Here is an 18454-nt window from a genome sequence, read left to right as displayed (position 1 = left end):
AGCTGGCTGCGAGCGCCTAACGCGCCAGCATGCGAAGAGCTCGCCGTCGGGATTAAAAATAATCAGGGTGAAAAGGCTGGTGACGAATTTCCGCACCGCCTTTTCCCTTCTTACACCAGCATGCCCATCGGGTTTTCGATCATGCGCTTGAAGGCGCCAAGCAGTTCCGCGCCGAGCGCGCCGTCGACGGCGCGGTGGTCGGTCGAGAGCGTCACCGACATAACGGTCGCAATCTTGATCTCGCCCTTCTTGACCACCGCCCGCTCCTCGCCTGCGCCGACCGCCAGGATCGTCGCATGCGGCGGGTTGATGACGGCGGCGAAGTCCTTGACGCCGAACATGCCGAGATTGGACACCGCCGTCGTGCCGCCCTGATATTCTTCCGGCTTCAGCTTGCGGCTCCTGGCGCGGCTGGCCAGGTCCTTCATCTCGTTGGAGATGACCGACAGCGTCTTTTCGTCTGCATGCCGGATGATCGGCGTGATCAGGCCGCCGGGGATCGACACGGCAACGCCGACATCGGCGTGCTTGTGCTTGACCATGGCGCTGTCGGTCCAGGAGGCGTTGGCATCCGGCACCGCCATCAGCGCCATCGCCATGGCCTTGATGACCATGTCGTTGACCGAGAGCTTGTAGGCCGGAACCTCGCCCTTCTCGGTCTTCCGCATCGGGGCTGCGGCATTGAGCTGCGTGCGCAGCGCAAGCAGCGCGTCGAGCTCGCAGTCCAGCGTCAAATAGAAATGTGGAATGGTGGACTTCGCCTCGACCAGGCGACGCGCGATGGTCTTGCGCATGTTGTCATGCGGCACGAGCTCGTAGGAGCCTTCGGCGAACAGCTTCAGCACCTGGTCGTCCGACATCGGCTTGGCTGCGGCCGGAGCGGACGGGGTGCCGGCGGGCGCCTTCGCAGCCGGAGCGCCGCCGGAAGCGATCGCCGCCTCGACGTCGACCTTCACCACGCGGCCATGCGGGCCGGAACCGGTCAGCGCGGTCACGTCGACGCCGGCATCCTTGGCGATGCGGCGGGCCAGCGGCGATGCGAAGACGCGATCGCCTGCGGCGTGGCCGTTGGCGACGGGAGCAGGCTCGGCCTTCGCCGGCGGGGGCGCCGCCGCGGCTTCTGCCGGCTTGGGGGCTTCCTTGGGCGGCTCGGCCTTCTGGGCATCAGCTTTCGGCGCTTCGGCCTTGGGCGCGGCGCCGCCGCCGCTCTTGGCAGCGGCCGCGGCATCCTCGCCTTCACCGGCCAGGATGGCGATCAGCGCGTTGACCTTGACGCCTTCGGTGCCGGCCGGAACCACCAGCTTGGCGACTGTGCCTTCATCGACGGCTTCGACCTCCATCGTCGCCTTGTCGGTCTCGATCTCGGCGATCACGTCACCCGGCGAAACCTTATCGCCTTCCTTGACCAGCCATTTTGACAGATTGCCCTCTTCCATGGTCGGGGAGAGCGCCGGCATGGTGATGTTGATTGGCATGATGTCCTCCCGACCGGCTCAGCGATAAGTGACGGCTTTGACGGCCTCGACGACTTCGCCGACGTTGGGCAGCGCCAGCTTCTCGAGGTTCGCCGCGTAAGGCATGGGAACGTCCTTGCCGGCAATGGTGATCACCGGCGCATCGAGGAAATCGAAGGCGCGCTGCGAGACCTGGTTGGCGATGTGATCGCCGACCGAGTTCTGCGGAAAACCTTCTTCCACCACCACGAGACGGTTGGTCTTCTTCACCGAGGCGATGATCGTGTCGAAGTCGAGCGGGCGGATGGTTCTCAAATCGATGATCTCGGCGTCGATGCCCATGCCGCGCAACTCGGCTTCCGCCTTGAGCGCATAGGTCATGCCGATGCCGAAGGAGACGAGGGTGACGTCCTTGCCCTGCTTGTGGATACGCGCCTTGCCGATCGGCAGCACGAAGTCGTCGAGCTTCGGCACGTCGAAGGAATGGCCGTAGAGGATCTCGTTCTCCAGGAAGATGACCGGGTTCGGGTCGCGGATCGCGGCCTTGAGCAGGCCCTTGGCGTCGGCGGCCGTATAGGGCATCACCACCTTCAGGCCGGGGATATGGCTGTACCAGGCGGCATAGCATTGCGAGTGCTGCGCGGCGACGCGGGCAGCCGCACCGTTGGGACCGCGGAACACGATCGGCGCGCCCATCTGGCCGCCGGACATATAGAGCGTTTTGGCGGCCGAGTTGATGATCTGGTCGATCGCCTGCATGGCGAAGTTGAAGGTCATGAACTCGACGATCGGCTTCAGCCCCGCCATCGCGGCGCCGACGCCGACGCCGGCAAAGCCATGCTCGGTGATCGGCGTGTCGACGACGCGCCTCGGCCCGAATTCCTGCAGCAGGCCCTGCGTGATTTTGTAGGCGCCTTGGTACTCGGCGACTTCCTCGCCCATGACGAAGACATCGCCGTCGCGGCGCATCTCCTCGGCCATGGCGTCACGCAGCGCTTCGCGCACCGTGGTGGAAACCATCTCGGTGCCGGCAGGAATATCCGGATCGGCGGCGATCTCCGCCTTCGGCGCGGCGGCGACAGCGGCGGACGCCTCGCTTTTGGCCGAAGCTTGCGCCGGGGCCGGCGCGGCTTTTTCAGCCTTGGCGGGCTCTTCTTCGCCGATGCCCTCGCCGGCCTTGTCGACGTCCTCGCCGTCGACGGCAAGCACGGCGATGACCGCGTTGACCTTGACGCCTTCGCTGCCGGCGGGAACCACGATCTTGGCCAGCGTGCCTTCGTCGACAGCTTCGACCTCCATCGTCGCCTTGTCGGTCTCGATCTCGGCGATGACGTCACCGGCGACGACCTTGTCGCCTTCGTTCTTCAGCCATTTGGAAAGATTGCCCTCTTCCATCGTCGGCGAGAGCGCGGGCATGAGAATTTCGATCGGCATGTCCTTGCCCTCTCCTAGAGTACGATGTCGGTCCAGAGCTCGGACGGATCCGGCTCGGCGTCGTTCTGGGCGAATTCGGCGGCGTCGGCGACGATGTCGCGGACTTCCTTGTCGATGGCCTTGAGCTCGTCCTCGCTTGCCCACTTCTTGTCGAGCAGCCGCACCCGGACCTGCTCGATCGGGTCATGCTCGGAGCGCATCTTCTGCACCTCCTCCTTGGAGCGGTATTTCGCCGGGTCGGACATCGAATGGCCTCTATAGCGGTAGGTCTGCATCTCGAGGATGAGCGGACCGTTGCCGGCACGGCACCATTCGGTCGCGAGATCGGCCGCCGACTTCACGGCGCGGACGTCCATGCCGTCGACCTGGATGCCGGGAATCTTGAAGGAAGCGCCGCGATGCGAGAAGTCGGTCTCGGCCGACGAGCGCGACACGGACGTGCCCATGGCGTAGCGGTTGTTCTCGATAATGTAGATCACCGGCAGCTTCCACAGCGAGGCCATGTTGAAGCTTTCATAGACCTGGCCCTGGTTGGCGGCGCCATCGCCGAAATAGGTCAGCGAGACATTCTTGTTGTCGCGGTAGCGGTTGGCGAAGGCGAGACCGGTGCCGAGCGACACCTGCGCGCCGACAATGCCGTGGCCGCCATAGAAATGCTTCTCCTTGGAGAACATGTGCATCGAGCCGCCCTTGCCCTTCGAAAGACCGCCACGGCGGCCGGTGAGCTCGGCCATGACGCCGCGCGGCGACAGCTCCATCGCCAGCATGTGGCCATGGTCGCGATAGGCGGTGATCATCTGGTCGCCTTCGACCAGCGCCATCTTCATGCCGGTGACGACGGCCTCCTGGCCGATATAGAGGTGGCAGAAGCCGCCGATGAAGCCCATTCCGTAGAGCTGGCCCGCCTTCTCCTCGAAGCGGCGGATCAAAAGCATGTGCCGGTAGGCGGAAAGCTCTTCTTCTTTGGTGAAATCCGCCGGTTTGGGCGCTGACAGATTGGGCTGCTTGTCGGATCTGGATTTTGCGGGCGCTTTTTTGGCGGCGGTGGCCATGCGTCACTCCCTGTTGGCGTCTCTTCGCGGACATTCAGGGAGATCGATCGTCTCCCCACCGATAGCGGAAAGCTAACATGCAAGGATGCATTGCGCCATGCTGAAAAACGCATGACTGGCATGCATCTAAGCGATTAGAATCATTGAAAATAAAGGCGATTAACCGAAATTTGGTTATTTCGTCGAGGCAGGCAACATAATGGTGATTTCGTCCGGATGGGACAGATTGAGCGCCTTTCGGGCCTGCTCGTCAAGCATATCCTTCTCCAGCGTACCCTCATGCATCAGCTGGACACGGCGCTCGAAGTCGATCCGGCGCGCCTTCACGGCGTCAAGCTGGGCCTGCAATTCAACCGCACGGGCCTGCAGCCGATATTTGGAATAGATGCCGAATTCGCCGTGATAGGCATGGAAGCCGAAATAGGCCAGGAAGAGCACGCAAAGCGAGGGGATGATCAACCTGCCGGTGTTTCTCTGCTTGTGCTGACGTGTCCACATGACCCGAACCCTCGCGGCCGCGAACGCAAGCGGCCATGAATCGTATTTCGCCCGATTGTGCTTAATGGACGGTTACGGACGACCCTTATCGAGGATCGCCGGAACGAAAAAGGGCGGGAATGATCCGCCCTTTCCAGACTGTCCGAACAGGCTGGATCAGCCCTTGACCACGGACTTGCCTGCGTAGCGTGCTTGCTTGCCGAGCTCTTCCTCGATGCGGATGAGCTGGTTGTATTTGGCCATGCGGTCCGAACGCGACAGGGAGCCGGTCTTGATCTGCCCGCAATTGGTGGCGACGGCGAGGTCGGCGATGGTCGAATCCTCGGTCTCGCCCGAGCGATGCGACATGACGGCGGTGTAGCCGGCCTTGTGCGCGGTCTCGACGGCGTCAAGCGTCTCGGTCAGCGAGCCGATCTGGTTGACCTTGACCAGGATCGAATTGGCGACGCCCATGCGGATACCGTCGCGCAGCCGCGCCGTGTTGGTGACGAAGAGGTCGTCGCCGACGAGCTGGGTCTTCTTGCCGATCAGGTCGGTCAGGATCTTCCAGCCTTCCCAATCGTCCTCGGCAAGGCCGTCCTCGATGGTGATGATCGGATAGTCGGCAGCGAGTTTGGCAAGGTACTTGGCCTGCGCCTTCGGATCGCGGGTCTTCTTCTCGCCCTCATAGACGTAATTGCCGTCCTTGAAGAACTCGGTCGCCGCGCAATCGAGGCCGAGCGCGACATCCTCGCCCGGCTTGAAGCCTGCCTTCTCGATCGATTCCATGATGAAATCGAGCGCCGAAGGCGCGCTCTTCAGGTTGGGGGCGAAGCCGCCCTCGTCGCCGACATTGGTGTTGTGGCCGGCGTCCTTCAGCTTCTTCCTGAGCGTGTGGAAAATCTCCGAGCCCCAGCGCACGCCGTCGCGCAGGGTCGGCGCGCCGATAGGCAGGATCATGAACTCCTGGAAGTCGATCGGGTTGTCGGCATGCGCGCCGCCGTTGATGATGTTCATCATCGGCACCGGCAAGATGTGCGCCTTGGTGCCGCCGACATAGCGGTAGAGCGGCAGGCCGGCGGCCTCGGCCGCGGCCTTGGCGACCGCCAGCGATACGCCCAGGATGGCGTTGGCGCCGAGGCGGCTCTTGTTCGGCGTGCCGTCGAGCTCGATCATCGTCTGGTCGATATGGATCTGGTTCTCGGCTTCCATGCCGCCGATCGCCTCGAACAGCTCGCCGTTCACCGCTTCGACGGCGCGCTGCACGCCCTTGCCGAGATAGCGCGGCCCGCCGTCCCGGACTTCGACCGCCTCGTGCGCGCCGGTCGATGCGCCCGACGGCACAGCAGCGCGGCCCATGGAGCCGTCCTCCAGCACCACGTCGACCTCGACGGTCGGATTGCCACGGCTGTCCAGGATTTCACGCCCGACAATGTCGATGATGGCGGTCATTTGCGATGTCCCCGATTGATCGATTGAAGCGTCGCGCCCCTCTTAGCCAAAGCAGAGCAAAAGGCAATCGGCGGGCCCGCATTTATTGCCGCGGGCGTGATTCACGAACCGCAATTTTCTGTCATCATAAGTCATGCGCGCTGTGTGACCATCTCATCTATGGTCGCGTTCGCGCGGGGCGAAACAGGAGGAGTTTCGCCATGTCCCAGTTGAGCGGTATCGTGAGTTTGTTCCTGATCGCGGCAGCGTTCCTGACATCATGCGACGATCAGAAACCCCAGCAGAGCTCGGTGGAGCTATCGACTCTCAACGCGGCGGAGTAGCTAAACGTCAAAGGCCCCCGGCTTTGTGTCGGGGGCCTTTCGATTCCCAGCTTGCCGATCTGCGATCAATGCCAATAGGGCTTCACATGGTAATACTGGAATGAAGCATCGCGGGCGGCTTCGCCGTCGGCGCCGGTCAGCTCGTCGATCGAATAGGCGGGCGCGGCCTGAAGCTGTTCCTTGGTGAACGGCACGACGTAGCCGCCTCTGTCCTCGTCATAGTCGAGCGTCGCCCACGGAACGGCGTGGTATTTCTCGCCCATACCGAGAAAGCCGCCGAAGCCGATCACGGCGAACATAATGCCATTCGACATCTTGTCGAGCATCACGTCCTCGATGCTGCCGATGCTCTTGCCTTCGGTGTTATAGACCGACGTGCCGATGACGCGCGAGGCGGCAATGGCTTCGGTATGCCCGGACGGAGTAGTCATGATGGTGCTCCTCTCGTTGAATGCCTGCACCGACAATGAGAGGAGCGCGCTAAGGTTCCCGATGATTTGCTCGGCTGTCGGTGAGGCAGCCCCCGCTCACCACAAGCCGGCGCCGGATCGAGGTCCGCCGCTGCAATCAGTGGCCCTTGGCAATCCGATCAAAGGCCATGAGCTTTTCCAGCAACGCCGGCATGTCCTTGAGAGGCACCATGTTGGGGCCATCCGAAGACATCGAATTGTCCGGGTCCTGATGGGTTTCGATGAAGACGCCGGCGACACCGACGGCAACGGCCGCGCGCGCGAGCGTCGCGACAAAGCGCCGTTCGCCGCCGGAGGAGCCGCCCTGCCCGCCCGGCTGCTGCACGGAATGGGTGGCATCGAAGATCACCGGGGCGCCGATCTCGGCCATGACCGGCAGAGCGCGCATGTCCGAGACCAGCGTGTTGTAGCCGAACGAGACGCCGCGCTCGGTGGTGAGCACATTCGGGTTGCCGGAGCCGGTGATCTTGGCGACGACGTTCTTCATGTCCCACGGCGCGAGGAACTGCCCCTTCTTCACGTTGATGACCTTGCCGGTCCTGGCGGCGGCGACCAGCATGTCAGTCTGGCGCGACAGGAAGGCGGGGATCTGCAGGACATCGACATGGGGTGCTACGATCGCGCATTGCTCCTCGTTGTGGACGTCAGTCAGCACAGGAAGGCCAAACTCCTTGCGCAGATCGTCGAAGATCGGCATCGCCGCATCGAGTCCCGCGCCGCGGGTCGCCGACAGCGAGGTGCGGTTGGCCTTGTCGTAACTGGTCTTGTAGACGAGGCCGATTCCCAGCCGTTCCGTCAGTTCCTTCAGCGCGCCGGCCATGTCGAAAGCGTGCTGGCGCGATTCAAGCTGGCACGGGCCGGCGATCAGCGACAGCGGCGCATTGTTGGCGAAGACGACCTTGCCGACGGTTACCGATGAATTGGGCGCCAGGGGCTTGCTCATGGGATCTCCCGGAAGATGAAGGCGGCGCCCTGCCCGCGCGCCGGTGGAACGACGATGTCAGTGCCGCTCATGTTGTGATCGATGGCCCCGGCCGCAAGCGCGTGCGCCGCTGTAGCTTTGTCGCGGATCGAGAAAACAACCGCCTCAAACCGTAAATGCGATGAGGCTTCGGCCGCCAGGCCGAAGCGCTGCGCGTAGCTCTCGGGCGTGACCACGCTCAAGATTGTATTCGGCAACCGCACCATGTCGCCGTCTGCCTCCGACCCGGCGGCGATCGAGATCAATGCGATCTGTGCGGAAGGCACATCGCTCACGGCGATCACCTCGACGATGCCGGTCACGCCATTGGCATGGGCCTGCAACGCCGTGCGATCGATCTTCGGCGGGTTCACGCGCTCGCAGGCGAAGAGGAAGGCGTCCGTCGCTCCCTTGCCGACCGCGAAGGCCAGCTTGAAGGATGCCGTGTCGCTCTTTCCGTTCGCATCTGTGAACGCGCGCGAGAAACGCAGCGTATCGCCGGCCGACAGACCGGCTTCGACAAAACGCATATGGTCGGCATCGGCATTGCCGGTTCCAAGCACGACGGCGGAAAAACCTTCATCGCCCAGTCGTTCGCGATAAAGGCGGTCGCGCGCTACGAAGACATTGCCGGCCGCAATCGCCTGTTCCGTCGCCTGCGCATCTCCTACCGCCAACGGCTCGAGATAGGTGCCGTCGGCGAAAAAGACGCAGGCATTCTCAGTGCCGAACGGGTGGATGCCTGTGGGCGCGACGACAAAGCCGAGCGAGGTCAGACGCGACCGGACGGCATCGAGGCTCGGTGTCGGCAGCACGAGATGGTCAAGCGGATGGGCGGAGTTTCTGGTCATGCCGGCGCGGTGTGCCTCATTCCGGCCGGCTGTTCAAGAGCGGCGGCCCGACGGACCGTGCTCTGCCGCTTCAGGCAGCGGCCACGACATCGGCCGAATAGCGCAGTTCGCGCAGCGGCTTCACCTTGCTGGTTGTATCCGCATAGATCGGATGCGCCTTGTAAGCGGCAAGCGCCGCCTCGTCCTCGAACTCGGCATAGACGACGACATCGATCGCATTGGAGAACTGATCGACCTTGGTGTTGAGCGTCACCTCGAAATGCTTCGAGTGCGGAATCTTGCCGAGCGCCAGCAGGCCTGAGCGCACAGTCTCGACATCTTCCTTGCGCCGCGCGCTGAAGAAAACGATGTGCCGGATCAAGCCAGCCTCCCTGGTCTTCGCTTCAGCGGCGTTTTTGTGGGAGCAATGCCCAGGCGTCAACCGGCAACGATGTCGCGCCCGCGATGCGAAACCGGCGAGACCTTACCCGGTAACATAGCGCACGATGCGCGACACTTCCCGCACGGTCACATCGAGGTAGTGGCCGCGATTGTAGAGTCCGTCCCAGAACAGGAAGAAGGTGATGGAGGCGATGACGATCACATAACGCATGGCTAAAACTATCCCATGCGGACGGCCTGAACCAGAGGGGGGAGCGACGGCAGTCGTTCCAGTTAACCGCTTTTTGCCTGGCGCTTTCGGCCAACGGCGCCTGCGCAAGAGGGCCTGGCCGCAGAGTGCGAAGCCACCCTCTTGAGGCGACGGAATGAAACCGCGATCGGCCATCAAGCATCTCCGCTGCCGCAGGCGGCGGCCTGGGAATCAGCTTTTGTCGTCGTCGCCCTGCGTGATCAGGCGCGCGCTGCGCTGGCCTGTAAAGTATATCCATAGCCAGCTAAGCGAGACCGCCAGGCGATTGCGGAAATCGATCAGGAAATAGATGTGCGCTATGCCCCAGAGCCACCAGGCGAGCCAGCCGGTGAGCTTGATCCAGCCGAAATCGATTGCCGCGGCGCGCTTGCCGATCGTCGCCAGATCGCCGTCATGACGGTATTGGAAAGGACGGATCGCCGTGTCGCCGGCGAGCCGCGCCTTGATCGTCGCGGCAACATGCTTGCCCTCCTGCTTGGCAGAGGGCGCCACACCCGGCACCGGCTTCCCATCCGGCCGCAGCACATGCGCGGTGTCGCCGATGACGAAAATGTCGGGACTGCCCGGCACGGTGAGGTCTGGTTCGACGATTACCCTGCCCGCCCGGTCGGCCGGCGCTCCCAGCCATTCGGCCGCCGGCGAAGCGGCAACGCCAGCCGCCCAGATGATCGTCCTTGCCGGCAAGCGCGTGTCGCCGAAGACGACTCCCTCGGCATCGAGGTGCGTGACCGGACGCCCGAGCTCGATGGTGACGCCCAGCCGTTCCAGCGCCTTGCGGGCATAGTCGGAAAGCTGCGGCGCGAAATTGGCCAGGATTCGGTCGCCGGCTTCGATCAGCACGACGCGCGCCTGGCCTGGGTCGATGTTGCGAAACTCGCCGCGCAACGTGTCGTGCGCGAGCTCGACAATGGTACCGGCAAGCTCGACACCGGTCGGCCCGCCGCCGACGATGGCCAGAGTCAGCAGTGCCTGGCGCTTGGCCGGATCGGTTTCGCGCTCGGCCTGCTCGAAAGCGAGCAGGATACGGCGCCGGATCGTCGTGGCATCCTCAAGCGTCTTCAGACCCGGCGCGAACGGCTCCCATTCGTCATGGCCGAAATAGGCGTGGCCAGCGCCGGTGGCGAGCACCAGCGTGTCATAGGGGATCGAGCCGCCGTCCTCGAGCAGCACGCGCTTGCCGGCGCGGTCGACGCCGGTGACATTGCCGAGAAGCGTTGTCACGTCCTTGCGCCTGCGCAGAAGATGGCGGATGGGCCAGGCGACTTCCGAGGTCGCCAGCGACGTCGTCGCCACCTGGTAAAGCAGCGGTTGGAAGAGATGGTGGTTGCGCTTGTCGATCATGGTGATGCGCACGGGAGCTCCCGCCAGCGCGCGCGTGAGTTCGAGACCGCCGAAGCCGGCGCCGACGACAACGACTTTATGCTCGGTTTCGCTCATTTCATTCCACCTCGCCAAAGTGCAATCCTACCGATGATGTAAGTATTTTTTGTGCACTGCAACAATATTGCGCATGGCAACGGTCATGCCCGGGAGTCGTCGTGCGGCGTCGTGAATGCACATGCGGTCGCACAGGTGCGAGTATAGCGTGAAACAAAACGACAGGAGCCAAGCATGGCTGACCAACACGACGACGAAGGCCAGGCCCAATACGCCTCACCGCCCTGCTTCATGCACGAACTCGACCCGGAATACCGGGAGCCGCTCTCCGACTGGACGGATGTTCGGCGATGGCGCAAGGCCGAGCGTGAGCGGCTCATCACCGGGCGCCTCGCCGTTTCAGCCGATGCGCGCGCCGCGATGTCGGCACGCATCGCGGAAGGCCTCGACGCGCTGATCGGCGACATAGCCGGCCGGATGGTCAGCCTCTACTGGCCGTTTCGCGGCGAGCCGGATCTGCGTGGCTGGATGGCCTCGATCAACGAGCGCGGTGGGCGCACCGCGCTGCCCGTCGTCATCGAGAAGGGGCAGCCGCTGGTGTTTCGCGCCTACAAACAGGGCGACCGGCTGGAAAAGGGCGTGTGGAACATTCCGATCCCGGCCGAGGGCGACCCGGTGCTTCCCGACATCGTGATCTCGCCGATCGTCGGCATCGATCCAGGCAACTATCGGCTGGGTTATGGCGGCGGCTTTTACGATCGCACGCTTGCCGCAATGCCGTTCAGGCCGCTGGTGATCGGCGTCGGCTACGAATTGCAGCGCATCCCGACCATCTACCCGCAGCCGCACGATATCCCAATGACGACTGTGGTGACCGAAGCCGCAGCGGTTTAAGCCATCTCAGGCCGCAGCCCGACCGCCGTGCGATCGACGATCTCGCGCAGCGCGAAGGACGAGTTGATCTTGGTCACGTGCGGCATGGCCGACAGCCATTCCTTGTGGATGCGCTCATAGTCGACGAGATCCTTCGCCGCGATGCGCAGGATGTAGTCGTATTCGCCCGACATCAGATGGCAGGAGAGCACGTTCGGGCAGCGCTTGATCGCCGCCTCGAAATCCGACAGCGTCTTTTCGAATTGCCCCGACAGCGATATGTGCACGATCGCCGTCATCTGGTGGCCGAGCGCGGAATTGGACAGCCGCGCGTGATACCCGCGGATGGTTCCGGACTTCTCCAGATTGTCGAGCCGGCGCGAACAGGCCGATTGGGAAAGGCCTACCTTCTCGGCAAGCGCCGCATTTGGGATCCGGCCATCCTTCTGCAAAGTCTCCAGAATGGCGATATCAATCCTGTCGAGCTGCATTTTTCGTGGTTCCTGCGAATTTCCAGTCGTTTTGCGCAACGATTATCGAAGAGCGACCGTTGCCGCAAGTGCATTCGCAAACACATACGGAGCGATTCGTGGTTGACTGCGGTTACTGCGTGTCCACCCTCCGCATTTTCGACCCGGTGACATGCACGAGCGACAGTGAGAGCGCCCCCTGAAGGGCGCGGACAGGGAGAAGAAAGATGCGTGTCGGCTGCCCCAAGGAAATCAAGAACCATGAATATCGCGTCGGCCTGACGCCGGGCTCGGTCCGCGAATATGTCGCGCATGGCCATGAAGTGCTGGTCGAGACCGGTGCTGGCGCCGGCATCGGCGCCGACGACAACGCCTATCGCGCCGCCGGCGCCACTATCGCCAAGACGGCCGCCGACGTGTTCGCCAAGTCCGACATGATCGTTAAGGTCAAGGAACCGCAGCCAAACGAATGGGTCCAGCTGCGCGACGGCCAAATCCTCTACACCTATCTTCATCTGGCTCCGGATCCGGAGCAGACCAAGGGTCTTCTTGGCTCGGGCGTCACCGCGATCGCCTATGAGACCGTGACCGACGACCGCGGCGGCCTGCCGCTGCTCGCGCCCATGTCGGAAGTCGCCGGCCGTCTGTCGATCCAGGCCGGCGCGACTGCGCTGCAGAAGGCCAATGGCGGCCGCGGCGTGCTGCTCGGCGGTGTGCCCGGCGTGCTGCCCGGCAAGGTCACGGTGCTCGGCGGCGGCGTCGTCGGCCTGCACGCGGCCAAGATGGCGGCCGGCCTCGGCGCCGACGTCACCATTATCGACCGTTCGATCCCGCGCCTGCGCCAGCTCGACGACATTTTTGGCGGTCGCGTCCACACACGCTACTCGACCGTCGAAGCGCTGGAGGAAGAATGCTTCTCGGCCGACGTCGTCATCGGCGCCGTGCTGATCCCGGGCGCCGCCGCGCCCAAGCTCGTCACCCGCGAAATGCTTTCCGGCATGAAGAAGGGCTCGGTGCTGGTCGACGTCGCGATCGACCAGGGCGGTTGCTTCGAGACCTCGCATGCCACGACGCACGCCGATCCGACCTATGAGGTCGACGGCGTGATCCACTATTGCGTCGCAAACATGCCCGGCGCCGTGCCGGTCACTTCGGCGCACGCGCTCAACAACGCGACGCTGCACTTTGGCCTACAGCTCGCCGACAAGGGCCTCAAGGCGCTGGTCGACGACCACCATTTGCGCAACGGCCTCAATGTTCATAAGGGCAAGATCACCAACCGCGCCGTCGCTGAGGCGCTCGGCTACGAAATGGTCGAACCGAAGGCGGTCCTTGCCGCCTGATAATTCGCAACGATTTCCTTCAGTCGCCCGCCGGGTCATTCCGGCGGGCTTTTTCTTGCGCGGAAACTGCGCCTCCGTCGAAAAATCCGGTCAACAAAAAAGCGGAGCAAAAAGCCCCGCTTCCTCGACTGTCGCGATCTGCCGCCGGTCCATCCGCGGTCGACACATCGCAACCACTGCGTTTTAGCGCAGTAGTACGACGAGAATACGACGGTCTTAAAAATGCGCTTCTTTTCGTTCTTCCGCCATTATGCGGCCTTGTGTGAAATGCTTCACATTCGCTCGACGAGAAAGCTGCCTAGAGACGGACCGTTACTGGCGGTCTGAGCTGCTTGCCGGGTCGGGCAAGTCCTGGCCCGGACGGCACTGGCCCGACAGCTTCTGTCAGACCCTCCAACGGCCCGCCCGACCATCGGCGGGCTTCTTTTTTGGTCATGCCCGCTCGATGCGGCATTGATAGCAATTGTTTCGGGCCGAGCGGACATGGATGTAGGCGATGTCGTCGCGCCCAAACAGCGTCCGCGCGCGGGCGGCAATCTCGCCGGTCGGCGTGACGGCGCCGCTGCCATAAACGATGCGATCGTCCCTGCCGTAACCCCTGACGATATAGTCGCTGCTTTCGAGCATCTCCGGCAGCGCATCCCCTTCGGCTGCGCGCTCGCATTCCTGGGCATGCAGGAAGATCGGGCCGGTTTCTGCATAGGGCTGCAGTTCTGGAAACGGGCGGTAGGCAACGATCAGATAGCCGTCACCCTCGGCGACGTTCCTGAGGCAATGCCTGCATGGCACGCCGTCACCGTCGGAGATGCGGTGCTCCGGGGTGCGGCCGTAGGCATCGGGCCCTCCCCGCTGCAGAGCGCGCACGGCTTCGGTCGGCAAGGCTTTGAACTGGATGCTCATGGCGAAATCTCCGTGTCGATGTTCGGAAATTATGCCTTGGCGACAATGCCTCCCACCCGATTCCTGACTGGCGGAACCGTTCTCACCAGTCCTGGAATTGCTCTAGTCTCGCATGACGCTGGCCGACCGCTCGGCGAAGCTCAGCGGATGCACGACCTCTCTCTTCTGCGCCACCGGCGTGAAGCCCAGCTTCTGATAAAGCGGAAGAGCCGCCGGATGGTCGAGCGTGCAGGTCTGCACGGTGACGCGCCTTGGCCCATATGCCCAGGCCGCCGAGATGGCGGCGCCGAGGAACCAGCGACCGATGCCTTGACCATGCGCATGCTCCATCATGCCGAAATAGGCGAGCTCCACCTCGTCAGGCAGATGCGGCTTCAGGTCGAAGAAGCCGGCGGGAGCGCCGTCGAGATAGAGCACGCGGATGTCGCGGTCCTCGCGGTGCAAGCCGGCGGCAAGCTCCTCGTCGCTTAGCCTCAGCACGTTGACCCAATGCCATTTGCGCCCGACGCGATCCATCAGATAGCGGTAGAAATGGAGCGGGATATCTTTCGTCATCAGCAGCGCGATCTGGCGATTGTAGGGGATCGGCGGTGAAACCGCCGGCGCCGCATGCATCTCCAGGAAAGTGACCGTGACTTCGATATCTTGCAGCGCGCCGTTTTCCATCATTCTTTCCCCGTCACCACCGGTGTGTCGCTGAGACTGCCCCACTCAGCCCAGGATCCATCGTAAAGCCGGTTGTCGGTGTGGCCGAGCGTCTCGAGCGCCAGCGTGATCGCCGCAGCCGTGATGCCCGAGCCGCAGGACGTCACGACCGGTTTCGACAGGTCGATGCCGGCATCCTCGATCACCTTGCGCAGACGGTCCTTGGGCAGCAGCTCGCCATTCTCGGCTAGCGCCGTGACCGGAACATTACGCGCACCCGGCATATGGCCCGAACGGACGCCCGGACGCGGCTCCGGATCGGTTCCGGCAAAGCGGCCGGCCGAGCGCGCGTCGGCGATCTGGCTCTCATGGCTGCCGACGATCCTGCGCATCTCGTCGAGGCCGACAACACGTCCGGCATCGAAATCGGCATAAAAGACACTCGGCGCGATTTTTGTCGGCTCGGCCGTCACAGGTCGCCCCTCGGCCTTCCAGCGATCGATGCCGCCGTTCAGGATGTAGACCTGGAACACGCCCATGACGCGGAACATCCACCAGGCGCGCGGTGCCGAGAACAGGCCGGGCCCGTCATAGACGACGATGGTGTCGTCAGCCGAAACGCCCATGGCGCCAACATATTGGGCGAAGTGCTGCGGCGATGCCAATGTGTGTGGCAGTTTCGAATCCGGATCGGACACCGCATCCTGGTCGAGGAAGCGAGCACCCGGAATATGAGCGGCATCGTATTCGGCGCGGGCGTCGCGCTTTTGCGCCGGCAGATACCACGAAGCGTCGATGATGGTGAGACCCGGCTCGCCAAGTCGCTTTTCCAGCCAATCGGCGTCGACGATGAAGGGACTGTCCTGCGCCATTTTATTCTCCTGCCCCGCCTAGCTTTAACGTCAGTTCGCCGGCGTCGGTCCGAATCGAATGCGGAAGCGCCGGTTCTCGCGGCCTTTCTTCTCGATTTTGCCGATATGAATCTCGCCAATCTCGCCGGTCGACCTCACATGCGTTCCGCCGCATGGCTGGCTGTCGATCGAGCCGCTCTCGCCGATGCAGACCAGGCGGATCTTGCCGGTGCCGACCGGTGGGCGGACGTTCTTCGATTTGACCAGGCCGGGATTGGCGGCGAGTTCCTCGTCGGTGATCAGCCGGGTGAAGATCGGATGGTCGGCGCGCACCAGCTCCATCAGCCTCGCCGTCACATCCTCCTTGGTGAAGCCGGCGTCCGGAATGTCGAAGTCGACGCGGCTGTCGTCCTCTGCGACCGCTGCCCCGGTGATTGGGAAAGGGCAAACGACAGTCAGCAGGTGACAGGCGGAGTGCATGCGCATCAGGAGGTGCCGCCGCTCCCAGTCGATCAGGAGCTTCAGCTTTTCGCCGACCGCGGGCAGCGCCTGCTCCGGCGCCGGCACATGGACGATCTCGTCCTTGGTCTCGCCGGTGATGGTGGCGGCGATCGCGATGCGGCCGCCATCGGCGCGCTCAAATATCCCGGTGTCGCCCGGCTGCCCACCGGACGTTGCATAAAAGACTGTCCGATCGAGAAGGATGCCGCCACGATCGTTGATCGCGACCACCTCGGCCTCCGCCGTCTTCTGATAGGCGTCGTCGCGAAACCGCGCCTCGGTTTTGTACGCCATCATGCCACCTTTTCGAACGGCACTGAAATGTCGGCTTTTTCTTCCATCCAGCCTGGCACCGGAAGGTTCTTGCCGCGCAGGAACTCCGGATTGAAGAGCTTGGCCTGGTAGCGCGTGCCGTAGTCGGCAAGGATCGTCACGATGGTGTGGCCTGGTCCGAGCTCGCGCGCCAGCCGGACGGCTCCGGCGATGTTGATGCCGGTCGAGCCGCCGACGCAGAGCCCCTCTTCCTGGATCAGGTCGAAGATGATGGGCAACGCTTCCTCGTCCGGGATCTGATAGGAGAAGTCCGGCGCGAAGCCTTCGAGATTGGCGGTGATGCGGCCTTGCCCGATGCCCTCGGTGATCGAGTTGCCGTCGGATTTCAACTCGCCGCTGGTGTAGAAACTGTAGAGCGCGGCGCCGAGCGGGTCGGCGAGCGCGATCTTGACGTCCTTGCTCTTGCCCTTGAGCCCGAGCGCGACACCCGCAAGCGTGCCGCCGGAGCCGACGGCCGAGACGAAGCCATCGATCTTGCCGCCGGTCTGGGCCCATATCTCCTGGGCTGTCGTGCGGACATGGCCGTTGCGGTTGGCGACATTGTCGAACTGGTTGGCCCAGATCGCGCCGTTCGGCTCCGAGCGCGCCAGTTGCTCGGCAAGGCGGCCGGACAGTTTTATGTAATTGTTGGCGTTTTTGTAGGGCACCGCCGGCACTTCGATCAGCTCCGCGCCCAGGATCTTGATCGTGTCCTTCTTTTCCTGGCTCTGCGTGTCGGGGATGACGATGACGGTGCGGTAGCCAAGCGCCTTGGCGACCAACGTCAAACCGATGCCGGTGTTGCCGGCAGTGCCTTCGACGATCAGCCCCCCGGGCTTGAGCAGGCCGCGCTGCTCGGCATCGCGGATGATGAACAGGCCGGCCCGATCCTTTACCGATTGCCCCGGATTCATGAACTCGGCCTTGCCGAGGATCTCACAGCCGGTCGCTTCCGAAGCCTTATTGAGCCGGATCAGGGGCGTGTTGCCGATCGCTTCGATCACAGAACGGGGCATGCGGGATTCCTTTATGTGTGCGGCGAGACCCTAAAAACCGGACGCCTCGGTTTCAAGGTAAGATTTTGTCTGGTCCAGTCGCATTCTGGACGCTGCAATGCTTGCGATCATTTCAATGCCAAGCGCAAAAGCGCTCTTTTCATTCGATTTCTTCGCCGCTACAGCAAGCCCGAACATTCGCAGGACATCGCATGACACTCTACCGGGCCAATCCGAAGGACGGTGTCGCCTGGATCACGGGCGGCAGCAGCGGGCTTGGCCGCGCGTTGGCCAAGGATCTTGCCAATCAAGGCTATGCCGTCGCGGTGACCTCTCTGCCCGAAGATCCGGCTGACACGCTGGTCGTCGAAACGGCGCAAATGTCCGGACATGTGAAATCCTTTCCCTGCGACGTCACCGACGAGCTGGGCATGGCGCGTACGGCCGCCGCAATCGAGGAGCAGATGGGCCCCATCGTGCTTGCCGTCTTCAACGCCGGCAACTACATCGCCACCCCCGGCGAGAATCTGGTTGTGCGCGATTTCCACCGCTCCTTTGCCGTGAACTATTTCGGCATCGTCAACGGCGTGGTGCCTGTCGTCGAGCATATGCGCGTGCGCGGACGCGGCCATATCGTTCTGGTGGGATCGGTCACCGCTTATTCGGGCTGGCCGACCACGGCGGCCTATGGCGGCACCAAGGCCGCGATCAACATCCTGGCGGAGTCGCTGAAATACGACTTCGACAAGATGAACATCCGTGTCCAGGTCATCAATCCGGGATTCATCGACACGCCGCTGACGGAAAAGAACAAGCTGCCGATGCCGGGCCTCATGCCTGTGCATCGCGCGTCGCGCCGCATGGCTCGCGGCATCCGGAAGGGCGGCTTCGAAGTCACCTTCCCGTACCACATAAGCTTGCCGTTGAAGGTGCTCGGCCTGCTGCCGCGGCCGGTCGGCCGCTTCGTCATCGGGCTCACCACCCACTGGTGGGGACGGCCATTGCATTTCGATCGCAGGCTGCCTGGCGACAAGAACCCATCCCGCGACAAGGCGGCATAAACCGGCGAAACGGCGATTGCC

General features: G+C 63.3%; 20 protein-coding genes. 3 read left to right on the top strand and 17 right to left on the bottom strand.

All coding sequences use genetic code 11. The annotated features are described in order from the left end of the window. Window positions 1-110: 110 nt before the first annotated feature. From LB538_RS13470 to LB538_RS13425, 11 genes are all read right to left on the bottom strand, one after another. Window positions 111-1475: a pyruvate dehydrogenase complex dihydrolipoamide acetyltransferase gene (locus LB538_RS13470; protein WP_224530143.1), complete on the bottom strand. Its 1365-nt coding sequence runs from the start codon at window positions 1473-1475 to the stop codon at window positions 111-113. A gap of 18 nt (window positions 1476-1493) precedes the next feature. Then, a complete protein-coding gene (locus LB538_RS13465; protein WP_095765468.1) occupies window positions 1494-2888 on the bottom strand; it encodes a pyruvate dehydrogenase complex E1 component subunit beta in 1395 nt (464 codons plus the stop codon). A 14-nt stretch (window positions 2889-2902) separates the two neighbouring features. Further along, the gene (gene pdhA / locus LB538_RS13460; protein ID WP_095765469.1) at window positions 2903-3940 is read right to left on the bottom strand and encodes a pyruvate dehydrogenase (acetyl-transferring) E1 component subunit alpha; all 1038 of its coding nucleotides are present in this window, start codon (window positions 3938-3940) and stop codon (window positions 2903-2905) included. Between the two features lie 174 nt (window positions 3941-4114). Next, window positions 4115-4438 (bottom strand): FtsB family cell division protein, encoded by a 324-nt coding sequence (locus LB538_RS13455; RefSeq protein WP_140646243.1) that lies wholly within the window; start codon window positions 4436-4438, stop codon window positions 4115-4117. Between the two features lie 156 nt (window positions 4439-4594). Next, on the bottom strand, window positions 4595-5869 hold the full coding sequence (gene eno, locus LB538_RS13450) for a phosphopyruvate hydratase (protein ID WP_140542896.1): 1275 nt from the start codon (window positions 5867-5869) through the stop codon (window positions 4595-4597). A gap of 388 nt (window positions 5870-6257) precedes the next feature. Continuing rightward, window positions 6258-6623: a PRC-barrel domain-containing protein gene (locus LB538_RS13445; RefSeq protein ID WP_095765629.1), complete on the bottom strand. Its 366-nt coding sequence runs from the start codon at window positions 6621-6623 to the stop codon at window positions 6258-6260. A 136-nt stretch (window positions 6624-6759) separates the two neighbouring features. Beyond that, window positions 6760-7605, bottom strand: a complete 846-nt coding sequence (gene kdsA / locus LB538_RS13440; protein WP_224530140.1) for a 3-deoxy-8-phosphooctulonate synthase — start codon at window positions 7603-7605, stop codon at window positions 6760-6762. After that, window positions 7602-8474 carry a VOC family protein gene (locus LB538_RS13435; RefSeq protein WP_224530137.1) on the bottom strand — a complete coding sequence of 291 codons (873 nt, stop codon included), beginning with the start codon at window positions 8472-8474 and terminating at the stop codon, window positions 7602-7604. Before LB538_RS13435 ends, kdsA begins: the two co-directional genes overlap by 4 nt. A 70-nt stretch (window positions 8475-8544) precedes the next feature. Further along, the gene (locus LB538_RS13430; RefSeq protein ID WP_224530134.1) at window positions 8545-8835 is read right to left on the bottom strand and encodes a Dabb family protein; all 291 of its coding nucleotides are present in this window, start codon (window positions 8833-8835) and stop codon (window positions 8545-8547) included. Between the two features lie 102 nt (window positions 8836-8937). Further along, window positions 8938-9066 (bottom strand): hypothetical protein, encoded by a 129-nt coding sequence (locus tag LB538_RS29165; protein WP_263481783.1) that lies wholly within the window; start codon window positions 9064-9066, stop codon window positions 8938-8940. A gap of 210 nt (window positions 9067-9276) precedes the next feature. Beyond that, a complete protein-coding gene (locus tag LB538_RS13425; protein WP_224530131.1) occupies window positions 9277-10542 on the bottom strand; it encodes an NAD(P)/FAD-dependent oxidoreductase in 1266 nt (421 codons plus the stop codon). A 174-nt stretch (window positions 10543-10716) separates the two neighbouring features. Here LB538_RS13425 and LB538_RS13420 point away from each other — a divergent pair, with 174 nt between their 5' ends. Then, window positions 10717-11376: a 5-formyltetrahydrofolate cyclo-ligase gene (locus LB538_RS13420; protein ID WP_224530129.1), complete on the top strand. Its 660-nt coding sequence runs from the start codon at window positions 10717-10719 to the stop codon at window positions 11374-11376. Here the strand turns inward: LB538_RS13420 and LB538_RS13415 are convergent. Beyond that, complete coding sequence (locus tag LB538_RS13415; RefSeq protein WP_224530126.1) at window positions 11373-11846, bottom strand: Lrp/AsnC family transcriptional regulator; 474 nt, start codon at window positions 11844-11846, stop codon at window positions 11373-11375. The genes LB538_RS13420 and LB538_RS13415 overlap by 4 nt on opposite strands. A 206-nt stretch (window positions 11847-12052) precedes the next feature. Between LB538_RS13415 and ald the strand changes: the two genes are divergently transcribed. Beyond that, entirely contained in the window at window positions 12053-13168 is a 1116-nt protein-coding gene (ald, locus tag LB538_RS13410) for an alanine dehydrogenase (RefSeq protein WP_224530123.1), read from the top strand. A 432-nt stretch (window positions 13169-13600) separates the two neighbouring features. Here the strand turns inward: ald and LB538_RS13405 are convergent, their stop codons facing one another. The 5 genes from LB538_RS13405 to LB538_RS13385 form a co-directional block, all read right to left on the bottom strand. Next, complete coding sequence (locus LB538_RS13405; RefSeq protein WP_224530119.1) at window positions 13601-14068, bottom strand: DUF1203 domain-containing protein; 468 nt, start codon at window positions 14066-14068, stop codon at window positions 13601-13603. 102 nt (window positions 14069-14170) lie between these two features. Continuing rightward, complete coding sequence (locus LB538_RS13400; protein WP_224530115.1) at window positions 14171-14734, bottom strand: GNAT family N-acetyltransferase; 564 nt, start codon at window positions 14732-14734, stop codon at window positions 14171-14173. Further along, entirely contained in the window at window positions 14734-15585 is an 852-nt protein-coding gene (sseA, locus tag LB538_RS13395; RefSeq protein ID WP_224530111.1) for a 3-mercaptopyruvate sulfurtransferase, read from the bottom strand. The genes LB538_RS13400 and sseA overlap by 1 nt, the downstream gene beginning before the upstream one ends. A gap of 30 nt (window positions 15586-15615) precedes the next feature. After that, window positions 15616-16359, bottom strand: coding sequence for an alanyl-tRNA editing protein (locus LB538_RS13390; protein WP_224530110.1), 744 nt, complete (start codon window positions 16357-16359; stop codon window positions 15616-15618). Next, window positions 16359-17393 (bottom strand): cysteine synthase A, encoded by a 1035-nt coding sequence (locus LB538_RS13385; protein WP_224530107.1) that lies wholly within the window; start codon window positions 17391-17393, stop codon window positions 16359-16361. The genes LB538_RS13390 and LB538_RS13385 overlap by 1 nt, the downstream gene beginning before the upstream one ends. Window positions 17394-17584: 191 nt before the next feature. Between LB538_RS13385 and LB538_RS13380 the strand changes: the two genes are divergently transcribed. After that, window positions 17585-18433, top strand: a complete 849-nt coding sequence (locus tag LB538_RS13380; protein WP_224530104.1) for an SDR family NAD(P)-dependent oxidoreductase — start codon at window positions 17585-17587, stop codon at window positions 18431-18433. Window positions 18434-18454 lie beyond the last annotated feature (21 nt).

It is taken from the genome of Mesorhizobium sp. Ca11 (assembly GCF_020165275.1).
In the GTDB taxonomy this organism is placed as follows: Bacteria; Pseudomonadota; Alphaproteobacteria; order Rhizobiales; family Rhizobiaceae; genus Mesorhizobium.
Note: the sequence above shows the minus strand (reverse complement) of the source record. Positions and strands in the feature narration are given on the sequence as shown.

Bases quoted from the DNA above. Each gene is read 5' to 3' on its own strand.
- LB538_RS13470 (WP_224530143.1), bottom strand. From the start codon at position 1,475: ATGCCAATCAACATCACCATGCCGGCGCTCTCCCCGACCATGGAAGAG.
- LB538_RS13465 (WP_095765468.1), bottom strand. From the start codon at position 2,888: ATGCCGATCGAAATTCTCATGCCCGCGCTCTCGCCGACGATGGAAGAG.
- pdhA (WP_095765469.1), bottom strand. From the start codon at position 3,940: ATGGCCACCGCCGCCAAAAAAGCGCCCGCAAAATCCAGATCCGACAAG.
- LB538_RS13455 (WP_140646243.1), bottom strand. From the start codon at position 4,438: ATGTGGACACGTCAGCACAAGCAGAGAAACACCGGCAGGTTGATCATC.
- eno (WP_140542896.1), bottom strand. From the start codon at position 5,869: ATGACCGCCATCATCGACATTGTCGGGCGTGAAATCCTGGACAGCCGT.
- LB538_RS13445 (WP_095765629.1), bottom strand. From the start codon at position 6,623: ATGACTACTCCGTCCGGGCATACCGAAGCCATTGCCGCCTCGCGCGTC.
- kdsA (WP_224530140.1), bottom strand. From the start codon at position 7,605: ATGAGCAAGCCCCTGGCGCCCAATTCATCGGTAACCGTCGGCAAGGTC.
- LB538_RS13435 (WP_224530137.1), bottom strand. From the start codon at position 8,474: ATGACCAGAAACTCCGCCCATCCGCTTGACCATCTCGTGCTGCCGACA.
- LB538_RS29165 (WP_263481783.1), bottom strand. From the start codon at position 9,066: ATGCGTTATGTGATCGTCATCGCCTCCATCACCTTCTTCCTGTTCTGG.
- LB538_RS13425 (WP_224530131.1), bottom strand. From the start codon at position 10,542: ATGAGCGAAACCGAGCATAAAGTCGTTGTCGTCGGCGCCGGCTTCGGC.
- LB538_RS13420 (WP_224530129.1), top strand. From the start codon at position 10,717: ATGGCTGACCAACACGACGACGAAGGCCAGGCCCAATACGCCTCACCG.
- LB538_RS13415 (WP_224530126.1), bottom strand. From the start codon at position 11,846: ATGCAGCTCGACAGGATTGATATCGCCATTCTGGAGACTTTGCAGAAG.
- ald (WP_224530123.1), top strand. From the start codon at position 12,053: ATGCGTGTCGGCTGCCCCAAGGAAATCAAGAACCATGAATATCGCGTC.
- LB538_RS13405 (WP_224530119.1), bottom strand. From the start codon at position 14,068: ATGAGCATCCAGTTCAAAGCCTTGCCGACCGAAGCCGTGCGCGCTCTG.
- LB538_RS13400 (WP_224530115.1), bottom strand. From the start codon at position 14,734: ATGGAAAACGGCGCGCTGCAAGATATCGAAGTCACGGTCACTTTCCTG.
- sseA (WP_224530111.1), bottom strand. From the start codon at position 15,585: ATGGCGCAGGACAGTCCCTTCATCGTCGACGCCGATTGGCTGGAAAAG.
- LB538_RS13390 (WP_224530110.1), bottom strand. From the start codon at position 16,359: ATGGCGTACAAAACCGAGGCGCGGTTTCGCGACGACGCCTATCAGAAG.
- LB538_RS13385 (WP_224530107.1), bottom strand. From the start codon at position 17,393: ATGCCCCGTTCTGTGATCGAAGCGATCGGCAACACGCCCCTGATCCGG.
- LB538_RS13380 (WP_224530104.1), top strand. From the start codon at position 17,585: ATGACACTCTACCGGGCCAATCCGAAGGACGGTGTCGCCTGGATCACG.